18 protein-coding genes are annotated in these 19,727 nt (G+C 70.3%); 10 read left to right on the top strand and 8 right to left on the bottom strand.

What is annotated here, in order from left to right; all coding sequences use genetic code 11:
- Window positions 1–306: 306 nt before the first annotated feature.
- Window positions 307–2,286, top strand: a complete 1,980-nt coding sequence (locus KLK06_RS27370; protein ID WP_214638481.1) for a zinc ribbon domain-containing protein — start codon at window positions 307–309, stop codon at window positions 2,284–2,286.
- 96 nt (window positions 2,287–2,382) lie between these two features.
- On the opposite strand, the gene KLK06_RS27365 is transcribed toward KLK06_RS27370, so the two are convergent.
- On the bottom strand, window positions 2,383–2,559 hold the full coding sequence (locus KLK06_RS27365) for a hypothetical protein (RefSeq protein WP_214638480.1): 177 nt from the start codon (window positions 2,557–2,559) through the stop codon (window positions 2,383–2,385).
- 58 nt (window positions 2,560–2,617) lie between these two features.
- Between KLK06_RS27365 and KLK06_RS27360 the strand changes: the two genes are divergently transcribed.
- The 8 genes from KLK06_RS27360 (at window position 2,618) to KLK06_RS27325 (ending at window position 10,272) form a co-directional block, all read left to right on the top strand.
- Window positions 2,618–3,133, top strand: coding sequence for a methylated-DNA--[protein]-cysteine S-methyltransferase (locus KLK06_RS27360; RefSeq protein ID WP_214638479.1), 516 nt, complete (start codon window positions 2,618–2,620; stop codon window positions 3,131–3,133).
- 77 nt (window positions 3,134–3,210) lie between these two features.
- Window positions 3,211–4,116, top strand: a complete 906-nt coding sequence (miaA, locus tag KLK06_RS27355; RefSeq protein ID WP_214638478.1) for a tRNA (adenosine(37)-N6)-dimethylallyltransferase MiaA — start codon at window positions 3,211–3,213, stop codon at window positions 4,114–4,116.
- Window positions 4,117–4,125: 9 nt separating this feature from the next.
- Window positions 4,126–4,938, top strand: coding sequence for a diaminopimelate epimerase (dapF, locus tag KLK06_RS27350; RefSeq protein ID WP_214638477.1), 813 nt, complete (start codon window positions 4,126–4,128; stop codon window positions 4,936–4,938).
- A gap of 52 nt (window positions 4,939–4,990) precedes the next feature.
- On the top strand, window positions 4,991–5,743 hold the full coding sequence (locus KLK06_RS27345) for a hypothetical protein (RefSeq protein ID WP_250906052.1): 753 nt from the start codon (window positions 4,991–4,993) through the stop codon (window positions 5,741–5,743).
- Window positions 5,744–5,762: 19 nt separating this feature from the next.
- Window positions 5,763–8,039, top strand: coding sequence for a tetratricopeptide repeat protein (locus KLK06_RS27340; RefSeq protein ID WP_214638476.1), 2,277 nt, complete (start codon window positions 5,763–5,765; stop codon window positions 8,037–8,039).
- Window position 8,040: 1 nt separating this feature from the next.
- The gene (locus KLK06_RS27335) at window positions 8,041–8,799 is read left to right on the top strand and encodes an SDR family NAD(P)-dependent oxidoreductase (protein ID WP_214638475.1); all 759 of its coding nucleotides are present in this window, start codon (window positions 8,041–8,043) and stop codon (window positions 8,797–8,799) included.
- 99 nt (window positions 8,800–8,898) lie between these two features.
- A complete protein-coding gene (locus KLK06_RS27330) occupies window positions 8,899–9,261 on the top strand; it encodes a phosphomannose isomerase type II C-terminal cupin domain (protein WP_214638474.1) in 363 nt (120 codons plus the stop codon).
- Window positions 9,262–9,603: 342 nt separating this feature from the next.
- Window positions 9,604–10,272 carry an HNH endonuclease family protein gene (locus KLK06_RS27325; protein WP_308168462.1) on the top strand — a complete coding sequence of 223 codons (669 nt, stop codon included), beginning with the start codon at window positions 9,604–9,606 and terminating at the stop codon, window positions 10,270–10,272.
- Between the two features lie 16 nt (window positions 10,273–10,288).
- Here the strand turns inward: KLK06_RS27325 and KLK06_RS27320 are convergent, their stop codons facing one another.
- The 7 genes from KLK06_RS27320 to aceB form a co-directional block, all read right to left on the bottom strand.
- Complete coding sequence (locus KLK06_RS27320; RefSeq protein WP_214638473.1) at window positions 10,289–12,202, bottom strand: hypothetical protein; 1,914 nt, start codon at window positions 12,200–12,202, stop codon at window positions 10,289–10,291.
- Window positions 12,203–12,264: 62 nt separating this feature from the next.
- Window positions 12,265–12,477 (bottom strand): DUF2277 domain-containing protein, encoded by a 213-nt coding sequence (locus KLK06_RS27315; RefSeq protein ID WP_214638472.1) that lies wholly within the window; start codon window positions 12,475–12,477, stop codon window positions 12,265–12,267.
- A 41-nt stretch (window positions 12,478–12,518) separates the two neighbouring features.
- On the bottom strand, window positions 12,519–13,265 hold the full coding sequence (locus KLK06_RS62485; protein WP_374197153.1) for an IclR family transcriptional regulator: 747 nt from the start codon (window positions 13,263–13,265) through the stop codon (window positions 12,519–12,521).
- Window positions 13,266–13,290: 25 nt separating this feature from the next.
- Window positions 13,291–14,493: a (Fe-S)-binding protein gene (locus KLK06_RS27305; protein WP_214638470.1), complete on the bottom strand. Its 1,203-nt coding sequence runs from the start codon at window positions 14,491–14,493 to the stop codon at window positions 13,291–13,293.
- Between the two features lie 2 nt (window positions 14,494–14,495).
- Window positions 14,496–15,701 carry an FAD-binding oxidoreductase gene (locus tag KLK06_RS27300; protein ID WP_214638469.1) on the bottom strand — a complete coding sequence of 402 codons (1,206 nt, stop codon included), beginning with the start codon at window positions 15,699–15,701 and terminating at the stop codon, window positions 14,496–14,498.
- Window positions 15,701–17,152, bottom strand: a complete 1,452-nt coding sequence (locus tag KLK06_RS27295) for an FAD-linked oxidase C-terminal domain-containing protein (RefSeq protein WP_214638468.1) — start codon at window positions 17,150–17,152, stop codon at window positions 15,701–15,703. The genes KLK06_RS27300 and KLK06_RS27295 overlap by 1 nt, the downstream gene beginning before the upstream one ends.
- 124 nt (window positions 17,153–17,276) lie before the next feature.
- Window positions 17,277–18,854: a malate synthase A gene (gene aceB, locus KLK06_RS27290; protein ID WP_214638467.1), complete on the bottom strand. Its 1,578-nt coding sequence runs from the start codon at window positions 18,852–18,854 to the stop codon at window positions 17,277–17,279.
- A 156-nt stretch (window positions 18,855–19,010) separates the two neighbouring features.
- On the opposite strand from aceB, the gene KLK06_RS27285 reads away from it, so the two are divergent.
- Window positions 19,011–19,700, top strand: coding sequence for a DUF4097 family beta strand repeat-containing protein (locus KLK06_RS27285; protein WP_214638466.1), 690 nt, complete (start codon window positions 19,011–19,013; stop codon window positions 19,698–19,700).
- Window positions 19,701–19,727: the final 27 nt, after the last annotated feature.

The following is a 19,727-nucleotide window of genomic DNA, read 5'->3' as shown; positions in this document are numbered from 1 at the left end:
GCAGGCAGATCGGAACGTTGTCGTTCATATGTTCTACCCGTTGAGGTCAACCAATGGTAATCTTTCGGCTACCGATCGTGAGGTTGTGTTTCGGAGGGGCGGGGGTGCAGGCATGCGGGTGTACCGGCTCCTCTCCGATCGCGACGCGCTGACCGCGTGGTGCACCTGTTGCCACGACCGCCGCCCGGCTGGCACCCTCGTGCCCGCACGAAGTCGCCGGCCGTCGGCCGTCGGGCAGTGCCCAGAGGGCGGCGATCCAAGCGCGGTTCGTCCTCTTCGGCCCAACCTCCGAGACGGGAGCGGTGCATGAGTGAACTCATCGCGACCGCCTCCTGCACCGCCTATGCGGCGGTGGCGGAGGTGAGCGGCGAGGTCGTTCCGGGGGGCCTGCTGGTGCGGCGGGTGGCATGGCTGAGCGGCCTGGCACGCGACCTGACCGCCCACCTGGTCGCCGCCCGGTGGAATGCTGCTGATCTGGACGCTTTGGCGTCCGGGGTGGGGCTGGACGGGCGGGTGTTGCCATCGAAGGGCTGGATGGCCCTGCGCCGGCTCGGCTGGGGCGTGAGCCCGCCCGCGGTCGTTCATGTGTGCGATCGGGTGATGCGGTGCGCGCAGGAGCAGGCCGCTCGTGCCTTGCGGCTGGCACTGCACCGGCGCCGCCTGGTGGCGGCGATCGTGGCGACTTGGCCGCAGAAGCCGGGTGCGCGGACCGGCGCCGAGTGGGACGCGCTGCGCAAGGTGCTGCCGGACGGGGTGACGGCGGCGGACGTCCGCAACCGGACCCGGCAGATCCGCGCCTACCTCGACGAGCATGCGGTGTTGCCGGCTGATCTGATCGAGTTGGAGGAGCCGCCGAACGTTGCGGCGCAGGTGGTGCTGGCGGCGGCCGACCGGCAACTGCTCACCCTGCAGCGCATCGGTCACCGCAGCGCCCGGCTGCGGGTGCGGCTTCCGCTGGTCGAATCGCCCGCGTCCGCCAGGGACTGGGCGTGGCATGTGCTGCCGGTCGCGTTGCCGCCGACGGTGCCGCCGCAGGCAGCGTTGTGCGCCCCCACCGTGCGGGTGAGCAAGGGCCGGGTGCGCGTCGATCTGCCGTTCCAGATCCCGGTCGGCTTCGCGCCCGCTACCGGTCATCGGGTCGGGTGCGGGTTCGACTGGGGCCTGAACGGGCTGCTGGTCGGCGTGGTCGGGGAGTTGGCCGGTGGCCGGGTGATCAGTGATGGGCGGCCGTTCGCCTACGATGCGAGCGGTGTGTCGGCCAAGCTGCACCGGCTGCGGGCCGAGCGTGAGCACCTGGCCGCCAAGCACCGGCACCTGGAAAGGCTGCTGGCGAGGATCACGCCTGCTGATTCCCGTTACGTCGCGTTGAGTACGGCCTGGCAGCGCATCGGGGTTGAGCATGAGCGGCTGTGTGCGCGCATCCGGCATCTGAACAGGGCACTGGCCTGGTCTGCAGCGCGATGGGCGGTCGATCAGGCCGTGGCCGCGGGGGCGACGGTCCTCTATGTGGAAGATCTGGCCACCTTGGAGGCGCGCGGGCGGCGAGGAAGCTGGAACGCGCGCCTGTCGGGGCAGGTGCGCGGGCTGATCGTCGAGGCGATCCGGCACTTGGCGGCCAAGCACGCCATCGCGGTGGTCACCGTCCCGGCGCGCGGCACCTCCCGGTACTGTCCCCGGTGCGGGGAGGGCACATCGGTACTCAAGCATTGCCCGGCCCCGGACCGGGTGGCCGAGCGGGGGTGGAGGTGGGCCTGGTGCTCGGCCTGCGGCCTGTCGTGTGATCGGGACTGGGCAGCGGCCGAGCGGATCGTCTCCCGCGGCCTGCTCGGCCAGAACGCCACCCGCACCCACCGTTCCACCGGGGTGCGCACCATCGCCACCGTCGTAGAGGGCAACGTCGCCCGCGCCCGCCGAACCCGCAAGCCCACCCGGGCGGCCCGGCGCGCCCGAGCAGACCTGCACCCCCGACCGGCAGCACGGGACAGAGCCAAGAACCGTCCCACCCCGAAACGGCCCACCCGCACCTCGGCCAACTCAGGAAACAACTCGATGACTTTCAGCCGTGTGCCTGACCGGCGTACGGTGCCCGCCCCACCGCCCACCGGCGGTGGACAGCGTCCGGCGGGCCATGCACCCAAGCCGGGACGGCGCGAGCCGTACCGGACAGGGCATGTCAGGAACTCTCACCACCGGATCGGCTTCCACCATGCCAAAGCCACCCCCGTGCTCACGTTCACCGAGCACGGGAGCCGCCCAGGCCAGGCCACGCCTGTCCGAGTTACCTGATTCCTTCAGGGAACCACAGAGAATTCAAGACGCTGATCTCCCTGGTGGCGGTCTTCAGGGCATGGACGGCGGTACGGGATTCCGCCGCGGTCTTCTTCAGGTCCGCCGCCGTGCGCCGCGGCTCGGCGGTGAGCCGGCCAGCTCGCCAAGATCGCCGGCCGGTGCGGGCTTCATACGCTGGTTGACGCGGACGAGTCCCCGTTCACCGAGCACGTCCGTGGTGTGCCAGAGCCCGGGGGTGGCGGATTCCCGGCCCTGAAGGGGCTTTGCCACATGGCCATCCGGGAGTCGCCTAGTGTTTAGGCCGGGAGCAATTCCCCCAGGGGAGGACATGATGGGTACGGTCGCGTTCGCCGAGGTGCCGACGCCGGTAGGGCCGTTCGTGCTGGCCGTGACCGAGGTCGGCCTGGCGGCCACGGGGTGGGGTTCCAGGACGCATCCGGGTGAGCGGCTCTCGGATCTGACCGAGGTGGACGACCCCGAGCGCACGGCCTTCGCCGTCGCCGAGCTGAACGCCTACTTCGCCGGCGACCTGCGGACGTTCGAGACCCCGATCGACTGGCGGCTGACCTCGGGGTCGCGGCGGCAGGTGCTGAAGACCCTGCACGGCATCCCGTACGGCACCGCCGTCACCTACGGCGAGCTGGCCGAGCGGAGCGGATCGCGGGTGCCGGCCCGCGGCATCGGTTCGATCATGGGCTCCAACCCGATCCCGATCGTGGTGCCCTGCCACCGGGTCGTTGCGGGCAACGGGCTGGGCGGATTCAGCGGCGGCGAGGGCGTGGAGACCAAGCGCTGGCTGCTGACCCACGAGGGATACCTACAGCCAACGCTGCTCGATCTCTAAACGCTCGATCTCTAAACGCTCGATCTCTAAGCGCTCACCGGTCCGTCCATACCCAGACAGTTGACACACTTGTCGGTGTGCGTCAGCAGCCAGTCATCGCCGTCGTGGGTCCCACGGCAGCCGGAAAGTCCGATCTCGCCGTGGATCTCGCGCTCCGGCTGGGGGGCGAATGCATCAATGCCGACTCGATGCAGCTTTATCGAGGAATGGACATAGGCACGGCAAAGCTTTCCCCGGCCGAGCAGCGGGGGGTGCCCCATCACCTGCTCGACATCTGGGACGTCACGGTGACCGCCAGCGTGGCCGAGTACCAGAAGCTGGCCAGGTCGCTCATCGAGTCGCTGGCGGCACCCGTGCTGGTCGGCGGCAGCGGACTGTACGTACGCGCGGCCATCGACGACCTGGACTTCCCCGGCACCGACCCGGAGATCAGGGCCAGGTTGGAGGCCGAGCTGGCCGAACGCGGCCCGGCACCGCTGTACGAGCGGCTGCGAGAGGCCGATCCGGCCGCCGCGGCGGCGATCCTGCCGAGTAACGGCCGCCGGATCGTCCGCGCGCTGGAGGTGATCGAGCACTCGGGGCGCCCGTTCTCCGCGACCATGCCGTCGTTCGAGGCGATCTACCCGAGTGTGCAGATCGGGCTGGTGGTGCCCCGGCCGGAGCTCGACGAGCGGATCGAGATCAGGGTCGGGCGCATGTGGGCGGCGGGCCTGGTCGACGAGGTGCGGGGCCTGCTCGGGCAGGGCTTGGCCGAGGGACGTACGGCGAGCCGCGCGCTGGGGTACGCCCAGGTGGCGCGCTACCTCGACGGCGAGTGGACCGAGGAGCAGGCGTTCGCCGAGACCGTCAGGGCGACCAGGCGTTTCGCCCGGCGCCAGGAGTCGTGGTTCCGCCGCGATCCGAGGGTTCAGTGGCTGCCCTATGACGCCCCCGACCTGCTGGAGCGATCCCTGGCGCGAATCGCCGGCCTAGGCTCCGGATAAAATCGTCACATGCGTTTTCTCAAGGGGCACGGCACCGAGAACGATTTCGTCATCCTCCCCGACCCCGATGGCGAGATCGACTTGTCCGCCGCGCTGGTCGCCACGATCTGCGACCGGCGGTCCGGGATCGGCGCCGACGGCGTCCTGCGCGTGGTGCGCACCAAGCTCAGCCCCGAGGTGGCCGACCAGGCCACCACGGCCGAGTGGTTCATGGACTACCGCAACGCTGACGGCAGCATGGCCGAGATGTGCGGCAACGGCGCGCGCGTCTTCGGCCGCTACCTCGTCGAGACGGGGCTGGCCGGTGAAGGCGAGTTCGACGTGGCGACCAGGGGCGGCGTCCGGAGGATCCGCATCGAGGACAACGGCGACGTCAGCGTCGACATGGGCAAGCCCGTCATCCGCGGCACGAGCGTCACCACCGTCACCGGGCAGGAGTACGAAGGCGTCCACGTCGACATAGGCAACCCGCACCTGGCCTGTGCCATCGGCGACCCCGTCGCGCAGCTCGACCTGACCCACCAGCCCGGCTTCGACCCGGGTGTCTTCCCCCGGGGCGTCAACATTGAGCTGTTCAACGCGGTGGGCCCCAGCCGCGCGGTCATGCGCGTCTACGAGCGCGGCTCGGGCGAGACCCGCTCCTGCGGCACCGGCACGGTCGCCACCGCCGTCGCGGCCGCGGCGCTGGCCGGCGAGACCACCGGAAGCTGGACGATCGAGGTGCCCGGCGGCACCGTCGTCGTCACGCTCGACGAAGAGACCAGCTACCTGACCGGCCCCGCCGTCATCATCGCGAGCGGCAACCTGACGCTTGCAGAATGATGTTCTCCTGAGGGATGCTGAGTCCACTCCCTGAACCGAGAAGGGGCTGGACATGGCGGACCCTAGAACCACGGCCGTGCTGGTCAAGGCCCCGATCGGCCAGTACGGCGGCGGATTCATGATCTCCAGGGAGGCCAAGACCCGCTGCGAGGAGTACGGCCTCGGCCCGCGTGAGTTCTACTTCCGCGGGCGCTGCGGAGTCCTCGGCGAGTGCGAGGCCGACGTGGTCACCTCCGTCGCGGTCTTCTTCCCCGCCGCCCACGTCGAGGAGAGCTGGTACGGCGGGCGCAAGCTGAGCGTCGAGCGGGCCGTCGAGATCTACACGGAAGCCTGCCACGAATGGGGACGCCGCCGGCTCGGCGACTTCGACGGCTGCGCCAGGCTCGCCGAACTCCTCGAACCGGTCGTCGCCCAGGCCCCGGTCGCCGGGGCGCCGCTGTTCGCCGGCTGGCGGGCCGTGCCCCTGCCCGCTGACCCGCCCGCGCGGGCCACGCAGCTCATGCACGTCGTACGGGAGCTGAGAGGGGCGCTGCACGCCAACGCGGTGATCGCGGCGGGCCTCCACCCGCTGGAGGCGATGCTGGCGGCCGACCACGACGCACCTTTCGGACATACCTCCGGTGAGGCGATGGCGCAGTTCTTCAACTGGCCGGAGCCGTACGAGAAGCCCGGTCCCGACGTGGTCGCGAAGCGGGCCGCGGTCGAGGACACGACCGATGATCTGCTGGCATCGGTGTTTTCGGTATTGAACAACGACGAATCGGACGAGCTCATCGAGCTTCTGCGTTTTGGGCACGGTCATTGACCTGGCAGACTGACTGCTCATGGACGTGGACATCTGGGCCTGGGTCGGTGAAACCCAGCAGCAGCTTTCTGAGGCGGGCAACGTGGGCCTCGCCATGGCGCTGGGAGACCTGCCCGCACAGGCCTATGAGGGGCGATACCCCCAGCTAGACGTGATGGCTCCGGCCATCGCACAGCAGGCGGAGGCCCTGGAGCTCCCGTGGCTCGAGTTCTACGCCCGCTACTGGCACCTGCTCGGCCGCGTGGGCGACCGCGCGCAGGGTGCCGTCGCGATCGGTGACGCGGAGCAGTTGCTGTCGTTCGCTCAGCGCGAAGAGGTGCGCGACTGCCCGGCCACCCCGGCCGCGGTCGAGGCGCTCGCGCTGGCGTGGGCCAACGCAGACGGCCCCGGCTACGCGGCCGAACGCCTGGAGACGCTCGACGCGGTCATCCAGGACCTCCAGCCGGCCAACCCCGCCTACACCGGGCTGGTGACGCAGTACATCGCCGCGCTCATCGATGCGGGCCGGGCCGGCGAGGCCGTGACCTACGCCGAGTCCGCCGTCGAGCGGCTGCGCGCCGCCGACCGCGAGGCGAGCTGGGAGCTCGGCGCCGAGAGCGCCCGCGCGCTGCTGGCCGCCGGACGCGGAGAGGACGCGCTGGCCGCGCTCCAGGCCGCGACCGACTTCCCGGCCGACGACCCGGTGGCCAAGGAGCACCGCGACGGCGTACGCCGCGCGCTGATCCTGGCCACGCTCGGCCGCATCGCCGAGGCCGTCGACGCGCTGCCCGACCTCGACGTGGTCGGCGAGCACCCGCGCTCGTGGGTGGAGTGGACGCAGGCGGTCGCCAAGCTGGCCGGCTCCTCGCAGATCACCAACACCTGGCAGCTCGGCCGCGTGCTGCGCCAGTGGATCGACTACTTCGGCATGATGGGCGGCTACCGCGCCCGCTTCGAGCTCTCGCTGATCGCGGGCGAGCTGGCCATCGGCAGGCAGGGCGTCTGGCAGGCGAGGCTGCTGGCCGACCTGGCCCAGTCGGCCGCCGCCGAGCTGCGCGAGAGCGCGGGCGTGGCCGAGCGGATCGCCGCCCTGCGCGCCGCCGCCGACGCGACGACCGAGCCGCCCGCGCCGTGCCCGGTCGAGGAGCGGGTGGCCTACTTCGACGCCGCGGACGGTCACAACGCCGACCCCGAGCGGTGGACCGGCTGGCTGGCCCCGCGCTCCGGCGAGGACCTGGAGACCACCCGCCGCCACACCACCACCCTCGGCTTCCTCGGCTACCCGGCGACGGGCGCCGACATCTACTGGAAGCTGCTGGTCGACTCCGGCGACCTCGCCGCCGCCGATCCCGAAGACGTCTCCACCCTGAGTACGCTGCTCGTCGAGGCCCGCCAGGACGAGCGGCTCGAGCAGATGGCGGCGCTGCTGCCGCACGACACCCAATACCTTGCGCTGGCGCGGCTCCACAGCGCCCGCGAGCGCTGGCCGGAGGCGCTGGAGGCGGCCGAGCACGCCGTGGCGGCCGGAGCCGGCGTCGAAGCGCGCCGTCTGCTGGCCACCGCGGCCCAGCAGCTCGACGACAACGCCAAGGGCGCCCGGGCGCTGCTCGAAGTGATCGACGAGATCACCGAGGAGGACACCTGGCGCATGATCGTCATGGCCACCTCGAGCGAGGACTGGGACATCGTCCGCAAGGGCACCGCCAAGATCGGCATGCCGGTCAAGTCGACCGAGGGGCCGATCGAGGAGGAGATGGGCCTGATCCGGGTCATCCTCCCCGCGCCCGACGGCGGCCAGCGGCAGATCCTGTCCATCCGCACCGGCCCGGCCACCGCCCGGCTCGCTCTGCCGCAGCCCCGCGGCATGGACTACAACGCCGGCGACCTGGTCGTGTTCGACCCGCAACTGCTGGAGCCGGTCCCCGACGACCCCGAAGAGCAGCAGAACTTCGTGCCGCCCTTCGCCGCGGTGCGCATCCTGCGGCCCGGCGGCTACACCAGCTACTTCTTCGACGGCGCCGCGCCGAACGAAGAGGACTGGGCGGAGTTCACCGAGGTCATGGCCGAGCGCGGCTGGCCGATGTGGGTCTACAGCGACGAGAACTACACGGTCACCCATCCGACCGGCGGCGAGGCGCTGCCCGGGGTGTTCGGCTGGGTCGCGGTGCCGCCGGACGTCTCGGCGACCGAGGTCGACGCGCTGCTCGACGACGCCACCGAGCGGTGGTCGCACCCGCTGGCCTGGCTCGACCTGGCCAAGGAGGTCGACGTGGAAGTCGAGCGCCACGAGCGGATCGTCAAGGAGTACGGTCTCTAGCATGCTTCAGCGGTTCAGCCTCGAGGGGAAGGTCGCCGTCGTCACCGGCGCGTCGTCGGGACTGGGAGTGGCCTTCGCCCGCGGGCTGGCCGAGGCCGGGGCCGACATCGTGATCGGCGCCCGGCGGCAGGATCGGCTGGATGAGACGCGGCGGCTGGTCGAGGAGACCGGCCGCCGGTGCCTGGCCGTCAAGACCGACGTGACGCTGGTCGAGGACTGCCAGGCCCTGGTCGCCGCGGCCGTGGAGACCATGGGCTCGGTCGACGTGCTGATCAACAACGCCGGGGTCGGCACCGCCGTGCCCGCGCTGCGGGAGACCCCGGAGGAGTTCCGGCAGGTGGTCGACATCAACCTGCACGGCACCTACTGGATGGCGCAGGCGTGCGCGCGGGTGATGCGGCCCGGCTCGTCGATCGTCAACATCGGCAGCATCCTGGGCGAGACGACGGCGGGGCTGCCGCAGGCCGCCTACAGCGCGTCGAAGGCGGCGGTGATCGGGCTGACCCGGGATCTGGCGCAGCAGTGGACGGGGCGGCGGGGGATCCGGGTCAACTGCCTGGAGCCCGGCTTCTTCGCCTCGGAGATGACGGAGCAGTACAACCCCGCATATCTGGAGCGGATGCTGGCGCAGCGGGTGGTGATGGGGCGGGTGGGGGATCCGGCGGAGTTGGTGGCCGCGGCGGTTTTTCTGGCGAGTGACGCGTCCTCGTACATCACCGGCGTTGTCCTGCCCGTCGACGGCGGCATCCTCATCACCTGAGCGATGCTTGCTGATAGCACCGCCTGACCTGGAGGTCCGTGGTGCCTGGTAGTTTGAGCGCTGATTGATGGCGTGATTTTTCGGGACCCTGGAGGGGCGATGCAGGACATCGACAGGCTGGCGGCTGTGATCCGTGACGAGCGGCCGTGGGGTGGGTTCGAGCGGTTCACCCTCAACGAGGTGTCCACCGTCAAGATCATCGAGGTCTCGCCGGGGCAGCGGCTGAGCCTGCAGCGTCATGAGCACCGCTCCGAGCTGTGGGTGGCGCTCGACCCCGGGTGCGTGTTCGAGGTGGACGGGAAGCGGATCGAGCCCGCGGTGGGGGATCGGGTGCTGATTCAGCAGGGCCAGACGCACCGGCTCAGCTCGTCCGGGCCCGCTACGCGGATTCTCGAGATCGCCTTCGGCCACTTCGACGAGGACGACATCGAGCGCCTGGAGGACAGTTACGGGCGGTCGTAGTCGATCGGCTTTCCCGTCGTGAGCGTTCCCGCCCCTAGGGGCGGGATTTTTTATGGTCGGTTTTACGGCCAGCCCGGTGGGCCCCACCCGCCATACGGGGACGGGGTCTGTCCAGGGGCACGCTCCTCCGGTGGAGCGCGCTGGGCGCCGTGACGTGCGCATTCTTGGCCCCGTCCGTGGGATGGCCGAGCGCCGGTGGGCCCCAGTGCTTGTTGCGTATTCGGGGCTGCGGCCGTGAGCTATGGCGAGGCGCAGTTGCTTGACCTTCTTGGGGGATAAATCGTGCCTTAGGGGTAATTGCTCTACCTAGACTTTGCTAAAACTTGAGTCAAGGGGTAGAGCGTGCGGTTTCGTGTGGTTTTGGCCGGTTTGGCCACAGTGGGATTGCTCGCCGGATGTGGGCAACTGGAAGCGCAGGCACCTCAGGCCGACTCGGGCAAGGCTCCATCGGCTGACGTGGGGGACGCCCGCAAGAAGCTGGCCAAACTCGCCGTCAAAGGCCGTGCGCCGAAGACCGGGTTCGAGCGGGAGAAGTTCGGGCCGGCCTGGTCGGATGTCGACCACAACGGCTGTGACACGCGCAACGACATATTGAAGCGTGACCTGCACGACGAGAAGTTCAAGTCGGGCACCCACGACTGCATCATCCTCAGCGGCGTCCTCGACGACCCGTACAGCGGCAAGACCATCACCTTCAAGCGCGGCCAGGACACCAGCACCGCCGTGCAGATCGACCACCTCATCCCGCTGTCCGACGCCTGGCAGAAGGGCGCGCAGCAGTGGACGGCGGACAAGCGCAAGGAGTTCGCCAACGACCCGATCAACCTGATGGCCGTGGACGGGCCGCTCAACGGCCAGAAGAGCGACTCCGACGCGGCGACCTGGCTGCCGCCGCGCAAGGCGTACCGCTGCACCTACATCGTCAAGCAGATCGACGTGAAGGCGAAGTACGGCCTGTGGCTGACCACAGGTGAGAAGGACGCCATGGACGGCATCCTGGACTCCTGCTGACGACCGGCCCCGCCGGTCACGCTTCCGCGCTGAGCGCCGCCTTCGTGAGCTCGGCCTGCCGCCTGATCTGCCCCATGACGATCTGGTTGACCCCCTTGGACTGGAACAGGGCGACCATCTTGTCCATCACCGCGTTGGCCCGTTCCAGGTCGCCCTGCCGGGCCTCGGCTCTGGCCAGGCGGCGCATCACCATGTTCAGGGTGATGTTGTCGACGCTGGCGTCACGGGCCACCGCGGTGAGCTGCTCGATGCCCTGCTTGAGGTCCGGTGGCCGGACCTGTACCTGCTTGTCGGTGGCGATCGCCTTGAACTCCCGCTCGGCGTTGAGCCCCTTGACCATGCGGGCGTAGACGGCCAGAGGGTGGCCGCCGTACCTGCCGATCACCTCGTCCAGCGCCCGGTTGCCCGAGCTCAGCGTCGGCGAGTCGGAGCCGAGCAGCGAGAACAGCTTGCCCTGCTCGTCGCCCAGCATCAGCTCGGCCACCCGGTGGTCGTCCGCGCCGACCGGGTAACGGACCTTGACCAGGCAGGCGGGGGAGACGATGCGCGAGCCGTCGGCGGCGATGTACTGGCCGCGCACCTGGTACTCGCCGGGCTGCTGGAAGTAGTGCCCGTCGCGGCCGTGCCCGATGTACGCGCTCCGGTACATGGCCGGGTTGCCCGAGTCGAGCCGGATGTCGGGTGAGGTGTCGACGCAGTGCCGCATCATCGGCCGGTACAGCACGGTCCGGCCGGTCGGCTGGGTGATGGTGATCTGGGTGAACTCGGTGTCGGGATGAAGGTGGCCGTGCGTGGTGCGCGGCTCGCCGGTCGTGGACAGCTTCAGCTCCACCACGACGGGCTCGCCGAAGCCGAACGACTCCTTGGCCCGCAGTTCGAGCAGCAGCCCCGACCGGTCCACGATCGGCTGTTCGAAGGGCGCGATGTCGGCGGCGCCCGTGCCGAAGGCGTTCGCGCCCATGGCCACCTCCCGGTAGAAAGCGTGACGGAGGTGGACGAGCTCGGAGTCGGTGAACTGGAAGGGGAAGGCGGCCCAGTAGCCCTGCTCGCCGCCGGGTTGGTAGTTCTGTACGTAGTTCATCCAGGACAGGTCGCCGAAGCCGCCGTTCGGGCCGAGCGGCTGGGGTGGGTTGGCCAGGTTCTTCTGCCACGAGTGCAGCAGGTTGAAGGCGTGGCCGAGTTCGTGCACGTACGTGCGCAGTTGCGCGCGCTGCGCCTGCGGGGTGTCGCCCTTGATCGCGTCGTAGAAGACCGCGGACCCCTGCCGCTGGTGCGCGTCGTCGTAGTCGAACATGATGCCCCGGTAACCGCCCACGTGCTTGCTGGCCACCAGCAGCCACACCCGCCAGGCCGGAGCCTGCCCGAACGCGCTGAACTGCTGCGTCATCGCGTGATGCAGCTCGGCGTCGTCCCACGCCAGGTCCGCGCCCGACCCGTCGACCGGGATCACCCCCGGCGGGTTGACGGTCAGGCGGATCCCCGCCTCGTCGTAGGCGGCGGCCACGCTCAGCTCCCTCGTCGGCGAGCCCGTCGGGCCGGGCAGCGTCCCGGTGGAATACTTGTCGAACGGTCGGGTGCCCGCCACCGAGTCCTGCTCCAGGAGCACGGTACGGAAGTGGCGACCGGAGAACGTCAGCTGGTAGGTCTGGCCGGCGATCTTGGCGCTGCCCACCGTGCCGCTGATCGTGACCGTCACGTCCTTCGCCGGGGTGTCGAACGAGAACGCCCCGCGCCCCGTGATCTTCGTCCCGGCGCCCTCGGCCCTCACCGAGGCCGCGTTCACCACGAACGAGCCGGCGTAGGACATGGTCGCACCGGCCACGGAGAACAGATCTCCGCTCACCCTCCCGGTGGGCCGCGCCCCGTCGACGTCCACCCGGAGTTCGAGGCGCGAGTCCCCGTCCGTACCCTGATACAGCCCACTGATCATGGGATGCCCCCTGGCGATCGATGCGGTTACACCGGGGACACTTCTCCCACCGGGGGATCGTGTCAACGCCCTCCGCGCACCTGTAGCGCAGCCAGCAACTCCTCCGACGCCCGGGTGATCGTCTCGACCGCCCGGTCGAACGCCTCGGCGTTGTGCGCGGCGGGCGCGCGGAAGCCGGAGATCTTGCGTACGTACTGCAGCGCCGCCGCCCGTACGTCGTCTTCCGTCACGTCCTCGGTGTACGGCGGGCGCAGGGTCTTGATGCTTCTACACATGCGGTCAACGGTAATCGCCGATGCGGGCAGTGGCGGCTTCTTCAGCCTGCGCCGGCCACCGGGCTGAGCTCGGCACCGAAGTCGAAGGCGAGCTTCCGCATGGCCGCGGCCAGCTCGTCGCGGTCGAGGGCGTCGATCCGCTCCGCCGGGCCCGACACCGACATGGCCGCCACCACCCGGTTCCCGTCGTGCACGGGCACGGCCAGGCAGTGCACGCCGAGCTCCTCCTCGCCCAGGTCCATCGCATAACCCCGGTCTCTGACCCGGCCGAGCTCGGTGAGCATGCCCTCGGTGTCGGTGATCGTGTTCGGGGTGCGGCGCGGCATGCCGGTCCGTACGAACACCGCGACCGCCTCATCGGCCGGCCGCCCCGCCAGCAGCACCTTGCCCACGGCCGTGCTGTGCGGCAGCACCCGCCTGCCGACCTCCGCGAACATCCGCAGCCTGCGCGGCGAGGGCACCTGCGCTACATAGACGATGAAGTCGCCCTCCAGCACCGCCAGGTTCGCCGTCTCTCCCGACAGCGACACCAGCTTCGACAGGTACGGTCGCGCCCACACGCCGACCATGCTCTCGGCGATGCCACCCAGCCGCACCAGGCCGCCGCCCAGCGCGTAGCGCCGATCCGACTCCTGGCGTACGTAGCCACGGGCCAGAAGCGTCTGCAACAGCCGGTGGATCGTCCCGAACGGCAGCCCGGTCTTGGCCGCGATCTCCGACAGCCCCGCCTCACCACCGTGCTCGGCCAGCGCCTCCAGCACGTCGAGCGCCCGCTCGACCGACTGCACGCTCACCCGCCCAACCCCCGTCCGGTCAAAGGGACACCCCGCGCAGCGACGCGTCCAGCACCTCGGCCGTGTGCGCCACCCTGATCTCCGCGCCACCCCGCCGCATCGCGGCGGCTATCTGCATCGTGCAGCCCGGATTGGCCGACACCAGCAGCTCCGCGCCCGTCGAGGCCACCGACTTGGCCTTCCTGTCGCCCAGGTCGCGGGCCGCCTCGGGCTGGAAGATGTTGTACGTGCCCGCCGAGCCGCAGCAGATGGCCGACTCCGGCACCTCGCGCAGGTCCAGCCCCGGGATCGCCTTCAGCAGCTCGCGCGGCTGGGCCCGGATCCCCTGCGCGTGGGCCAGGTGGCAGGCGTCGTGATAGGCCACCGTGACGGGCAGCGGATGCCGGTCCGCCACCGGTCCCAGCTCGGCGAGGTATTCGGACAGGTCCAGCACCCGGAACCCCGGCTCCCTGCCCAGCAGCCGGCCGTACTCCTTCATCGACGACCCGCACCCGGCCGCGTTGACCACGACCGTGTCCACGCCGGCCCGGGTGAACGTCCTGATCGTGCGCCGCGCGAGTCTCCTGGCCTGCTCCTCACGCCCCGAGTGCACGCTCAGCGCCCCACAGCAGCCCTGTCCTGGCGGGATGACCACGTCGCAGCCCTCCAGCGCGAGCACCCGCGCGGTGGCCGCGTTGACCTGCGGGAAGAACTCGCCCTGCACGCACCCGGTGAGCATGCCGACCACGGCCCGGCGCGGCCCCCTGGCCCGGACCAGCCGCGGCAGCCGCTGCCTGCGCCCGACCCTGGGCGCCAGCCCGGCCATCGCCCCGAGACTGGGATGCACCCGCTCCAGGAACGGCGCCATCCGCTCGGCCAGCCACATCCCGGGGCGCAGCAGCCGCAGCCTGCGCGGGTAGGGGAACAGGCTGAACACGATCTCCCTGACCGCCCGCTCGCGCGGGTCGCGCACATGGACCCGTTCGACCTCGGCCCGCGTCTGCTCGATGAGCTGGTCGTACTGGACGCCCGACGGGCAGGCGGTGACGCACGCCATGCAGCCGAGGCAGGCGTCGAAATGTCCGGCCATCTCCGGCGTCACCGGGGTGCCCTCGACGTGCTGCTTCATCAGGTGGATCCGGCCGCGCGGCGAGTCCATCTCCTCGCCCCACAGCACGTACGTCGGGCAGGTCGGCAGGCAGAACCCGCAGTGCACACAGTCGTTGATCAGCTCAGGGTCCATCTTCAGATGCCTCCCACGAACCGGCCGGGAGACATTCTGCGCCCCGGGTCGAACCGTTCCTTGACCCGCCGCATCAGCGGCAGCGCGCTCACCGGTCCCCACCGGTCCACACTCTCGTCCGGCGCGGCCAGCACGGTCACCCGGCCGCCCAGCGGCGCCAAGCGCTCCCGCAGACCGGACACGACACCCGCGAAACCGGTGGCGGTCATGGCGCCTGAGAGCTGTGCCCCGAGCTCCAGCCGGACCCGGCCCGCGACAGGCGAGCCGCGCAGCGCGAACCCGGTGCCGCGTACCGCCTCCAAGACCTCACCCGCCCGCGCCGGCGGAAACCGCAGCTCAAGCAGGACCTCGTCGTCCGTGATCAGCCCCCACCAGGCCGGCGCCTCGTCCGTGACGGTGCCCGCGCCCATCGCCTCACGCAGCGCCTCCGCCCGCTGCCCGGCGGCCGAGCCCTCGACCAGCACGGCCAGCGTGAACGGCGCGTCCCCGCCGGGCCAGTCGAGCTCGACCGCGCTCGGCTCGGCCTGTGACGCGGCGAGCATCGCGGCCGCCTCCTGGACGCGCTCGTGCGACGCGAACCCGGCCACGACATAGCGCCGGTCGGCGGGCAACGGGTGCAGCCGGAACGTGGCCTCGGCGATGACGCCCAGCGTGCCGTACGAGCCGGTGAACAGCTTGCCCAGGTCGTAGCCCGCGACGTTCTTGACCACCCGGCCGCCCGACTTGGCCACGGTCCCGTCCGGCAGTACGACGGTGATGCCGATGAGCAGGTCGCGAGCCGTACCGTAGCGGAAGGCACGCGGCCCGGCCGTCGCGGCGGCCAGCGTGCCGCCGACCGTCGCGCCCTCGGCGAACGGCACGTCCAGCGCCAGCTCCTGGCCCTGCGCGGCGAGCGCGTCCGCCAGCGCGTCCATCGTCAGCCCGGCCTGGGCCTTCACCACGAGGTCGCCCGCGGCGTGCTCGATGACCTCGTTCAGGCAGCACAGGTCGAGCAGCACGTCACACCGTTCGGGCGGCGGCCCCCAGTGCAGCTTGGTGCCGCCGCCCGCGGGCACGACCGCCAGGTCGTGCTCGGCGCAGGCCCGCAGCACGGCCGAGATCTCCTCGACCGACTCGGGCAGCGCCACCACGCTCGGGCGCACCCCGCCCACGGCGTCGTCCGGCCCGGCCTCCCTGACCGTCACACCGGTTTTCTCCAGCCCTTCCATCAGAACTGCTCCGCCTGCCCCGAGGCGACCAGCGGATGGACGCCCTTGCGCACCCCGGGCACCTCCCCGCACAGCCGCGGCGTGGGGAAGATCTTGCCCGGGTTCGACAGGTTCTTCGGGTCGAAGGCGCAGCGGACGAGCTGCATGGTGTCGAGATCGTCCGCCGAGAACATCTTCGGCATGTACTTCGCCTTGTCCGCGCCCACCCCGTGCTCCCCGGTGATCGACCCGCCGTGCTCGATGCACAGGTCGAGGATCGCGCCGGAGACCGCCTCGGCCCGCTCGCCCGCCCCCGGCTCCGCGTCGTCGAACAGCACCAGCGGATGCAGGTTGCCGTCGCCCGCGTGGAAGACGTTGGCCACCCTGATCCCGTACTCCTGCGACAGCCGGTCGATGGCGGCCAGCACCTTGGGCAGCGAGGTGCGGGGCACCACGCCGTCCTGCACGATGTAGGCCGGGCTGATCCGGCCGACGGCCGCGAACGCCGACTTGCGGCCCCGCCAGATCGCCGCCCGCTCGGCCGGGTCGTCGGCCACCCGCAGCTCGAACGCCCCCGAGCAGATCTCCTGAAGCCGCTCGAACTGCCGGACGACCTCCTGCACCGGCCCGTCGAGCTCGACGATCAGCACCGCGCCCGCGCCCTCGGGATAGGAGCAGGACACCGCCGCCTCGGCCGCCTCGATGGACAGCGCGTCCATCATCTCGATCGCGGCCGGCACGATGCCCGCGCCGATGATCGCCGACACGGCCTGCCCGCCCTGCTCGATGCTCTCGTAGGCGGCCAGCACGGTGATGACGGACTCGGGGGTACGGCTCAGCCGTACCGTGATCTTGGTCGCGATGCCCAGCGTGCCCTCGGAGCCGATGAACGCGCCGAGCAGGTCGTAGCCGGGGTCCATGCGGTCGAGCGTGACCAGGTCGCCGTCGGGGGTGACGATTTCGCAGGCTTCGATGTGGTTGACCGTGAAGCCGTATTTGAGGCAGTGGGCGCCGCCGGAGTTCTCCGCCACGTTGCCGCCGATCGAGCAGATCTGCTGGCTGGACGGGTCGGGGGCGTAGTAGTAGCCCTGGTCGCGGACGGCCTCGGTGATCGCCAGGTTCGTGACGCCCGGCTCGACGACGGCCCTGTGGTTGGGCAGGTCGATCTCCAGGACGCGGCGCATCTTGGAGGTGACGATCAGCACGCCGTCCTCGCGGGGGAGCGCCCCGCCCGACAGCCCGGTGCCGGAGCCGCGGGCCACGAACGGCACCCCGAAGTCGTTGCAGGCGCGGACCACCCCGGAGATCTGCTCGGCGGTCTCCGGCAACACGACCACGCCCGGCGTGGCCCGGTGGTAGGTCAGGCCGTCGCACTCGTAGGTGCGCAGGCGTACCGGGTCAGTGATCACCGAGTCGGCGGGCAGCAGCGCGTGCAGCGCGGCCGTCAGCTCGTCGAGCGGCTTGCCGACCATGGCGCCCCCCCTTCTTTCGGCTGCCCTCTATACGCCATCCTTGGTCATATCTGGATGATCGCACTACCTTTCCGGTTATATCCGGCGCTGACGCACCAGATATAACCGGAAATATCATCATCCTTTACGGCATACGGGCGTACGCGGGGAGTGTCAGGAACTCGGCGAAGTCGTCGTCCAGCGCGACCTCCTTGAACAGCGCCGTGGCCTGCTCGTACAGCCGCTCGTCGTAGCCGGGCTCGGCCGCGATCTTCGCGAGCTCCTCCGAGATGATCTGCTCGACCAGCTCCTTCGTCACCGTCGCGCCCGTGTCGGACAGCGTGATGTCGTTGTGGATCCACTGCCAGATCTGCGAGCGGGAGATCTCCGCTGTGGCCGCGTCCTCCATGAGGTTGTGGATCGCCACCGCCCCGAGCCCGCCCATCCAGGCGGCCAGGTAGCGCAGCGCCACGTCTACATTGCCGCGCAGCCCGGCCTCGGTGATCACGCCCGGCGTCTCGGAGACCGCCAGCAGGTCGGCGGCCGAGACCGAGACCTCCTCGCGCGTCCTGTCGAGCTGGTTGGGCCGCGAACCCAGCACGCCGTCGAACACCTCGCGGCAGATCGGCACCAGGTCGGGATGCGCCACCCAGGAGCCGTCGAAGCCGTCGCCCGACTCGCGCGTCTTGTCGGCGCGCACCTTCTCCAGCGCCGTGGCGTTCACCTCAGGATCGCGCCGCGAGGGGATGAACGCCGCCATCCCCCCGATCGCGTGCGCGCCGCGCTTGTGGCAGGTGCGCACCAGCAGCTCGGTGTAGGCGCGCATGAACGGCGCGGTCATCGTGACCGCGTTGCGCTCGGGCAGCAGGAACTCCCGGCCCCTGGTGCGGAACTTCTTGATCACGCTGAACAGGTAGTCCCAGCGGCCCGCGTTGAGCCCCGCCGAGTGCTCGCGCAGCTCGTAGAGGATCTCCTCCATCTCGAACGCCGCCGGGTACGTCTCGATCAGCACCGTCGCCCTGATCGTCCCCTGCGGGATGCCCAGCAGGTCCTGCGCGCGGACGAACACCTCGTTCCAGAGCCGCGCCTCCAGGTGCGACTCCATCTTCGGCAGGTAGAAGTAGGGGCCGCGGCCCTTGTCCAGTTGCCGCTGGGCGCAGTGGAAGAAGTAGAGCGCGAAGTCGAACAGCGAGGCCGACACCGGCCGCCCGTCGACCAGGGCGTGCTTCTCGTCGAGGTGCCAGCCGCGCGGCCGGACCACGATCGTGGCCAGCTCGGCGTCGGGCTTGAGCGCGTAGGACTTGCCGCCGGTCTCGAAGTCGATCGTCCGGTCGAGCGCGGCGCGCAGGTTGAGATGACCGCTGACGCAGTTCTCCCACAGTGGAGAGTTGGCGTCCTCGAAGTCGGCGAGCCAGACCTTGGCGCCGGAGTTGAGCGCGTTGATCGTCATCTTGCGGTCGACCGGGCCGGTGATCTCGACGCGGCGGTCCTCGAGGCCCGGAGCCGGGGGAGCGACGCTCCAGTCGCCCTCCCTGATCGCCTTGGTCTCCGGCAGGAAGTCGAGCCGGCCGCCCGCCGACAGCTCCGCCTGCCGTACCTGCCGGGCTTCCAGCAGCTCCTGGCGCGTCGCGTCGTACTCCCGCTGGAGGGTCTCCACGAAGGCGAGCGCCTCCGGGGTGAGGACCTCGTCGAACCGGTCGAGCATCGGGCCGGTGATCTCCATGAGCCCCTTCTTCCATGATGTGGAAAATCAGTTCTGGATTATGGAAGCGAAGCTACTTCATGGGTGGTCCCGGGTCAAAGGTGGGGGTTCCCCTGGGAGGGGTTCGGGGGGAAACCCCGATGTGCGCCAAGGCCTGCGCACGCGAGGATTTGCGGCATGAAGACAATCGTGATCGCGGGTGGCCTCCTCGCCTCGGCGCTGCTGCTGACGGGCTGCGGGCTCAAGAGCCTGGCCGGCCCGACCAACCAGGACACCGTCACGTACCAGGTCACGGACAAGGTGGCCAAGCTGCACGTCAGGAATGAGTCCGGCGACACTGTGATCACGGAGTACGACGGGGCGGCCGTGCGGGTCACCGAGACCCTCCAGTGGCGCAACGAGAAGCCGAAGGCCCAGCACAAGGTCGACGGCGACACGCTCTCCGTGTACTACGACTGCGCCAAGGACCGGGGCAGTTGCAGCGTCGACTACAAGATCGAGGTCCCCAAGGGTCTCCAGATCGGCGCCGACGCGGGCTCGGGCAACATCACGATGAGGCAGCTGACCGGGCAGATCGAGGCGTCCGCCGGCTCGGGCGACGTGGACGCCACCGGCCTCGGGGGCAAGAAGATCTTCGCTGAGGCCGGCTCCGGCGACGTCGAGGTGAAGTTCGCCGTCGTGCCCGACAGCGTCGAGCTGGAGAGCGGCTCCGGCGAGGCCATCCTGCACGTTCCGGACGGTGCTTATGATGTGAAGACCGAGGTCGGATCGGGCGAGGCGACGGTTTCGGTCAAGAAGGACCCGTCCTCCCCGCACAAGGTGTCGCTGACCACGGGCTCGGGAGACGCCAGCGTGTTGCCGGGATAACCAGGTGATGGCGCGAGGGATGTCATG

The organism is Nonomuraea sp. NEAU-A123, from assembly GCF_018603905.1.
Classification (GTDB): Bacteria; Actinomycetota; Actinomycetes; order Streptosporangiales; family Streptosporangiaceae; genus Nonomuraea.
This window is presented reverse-complemented; position numbering and strand designations above follow the sequence as displayed.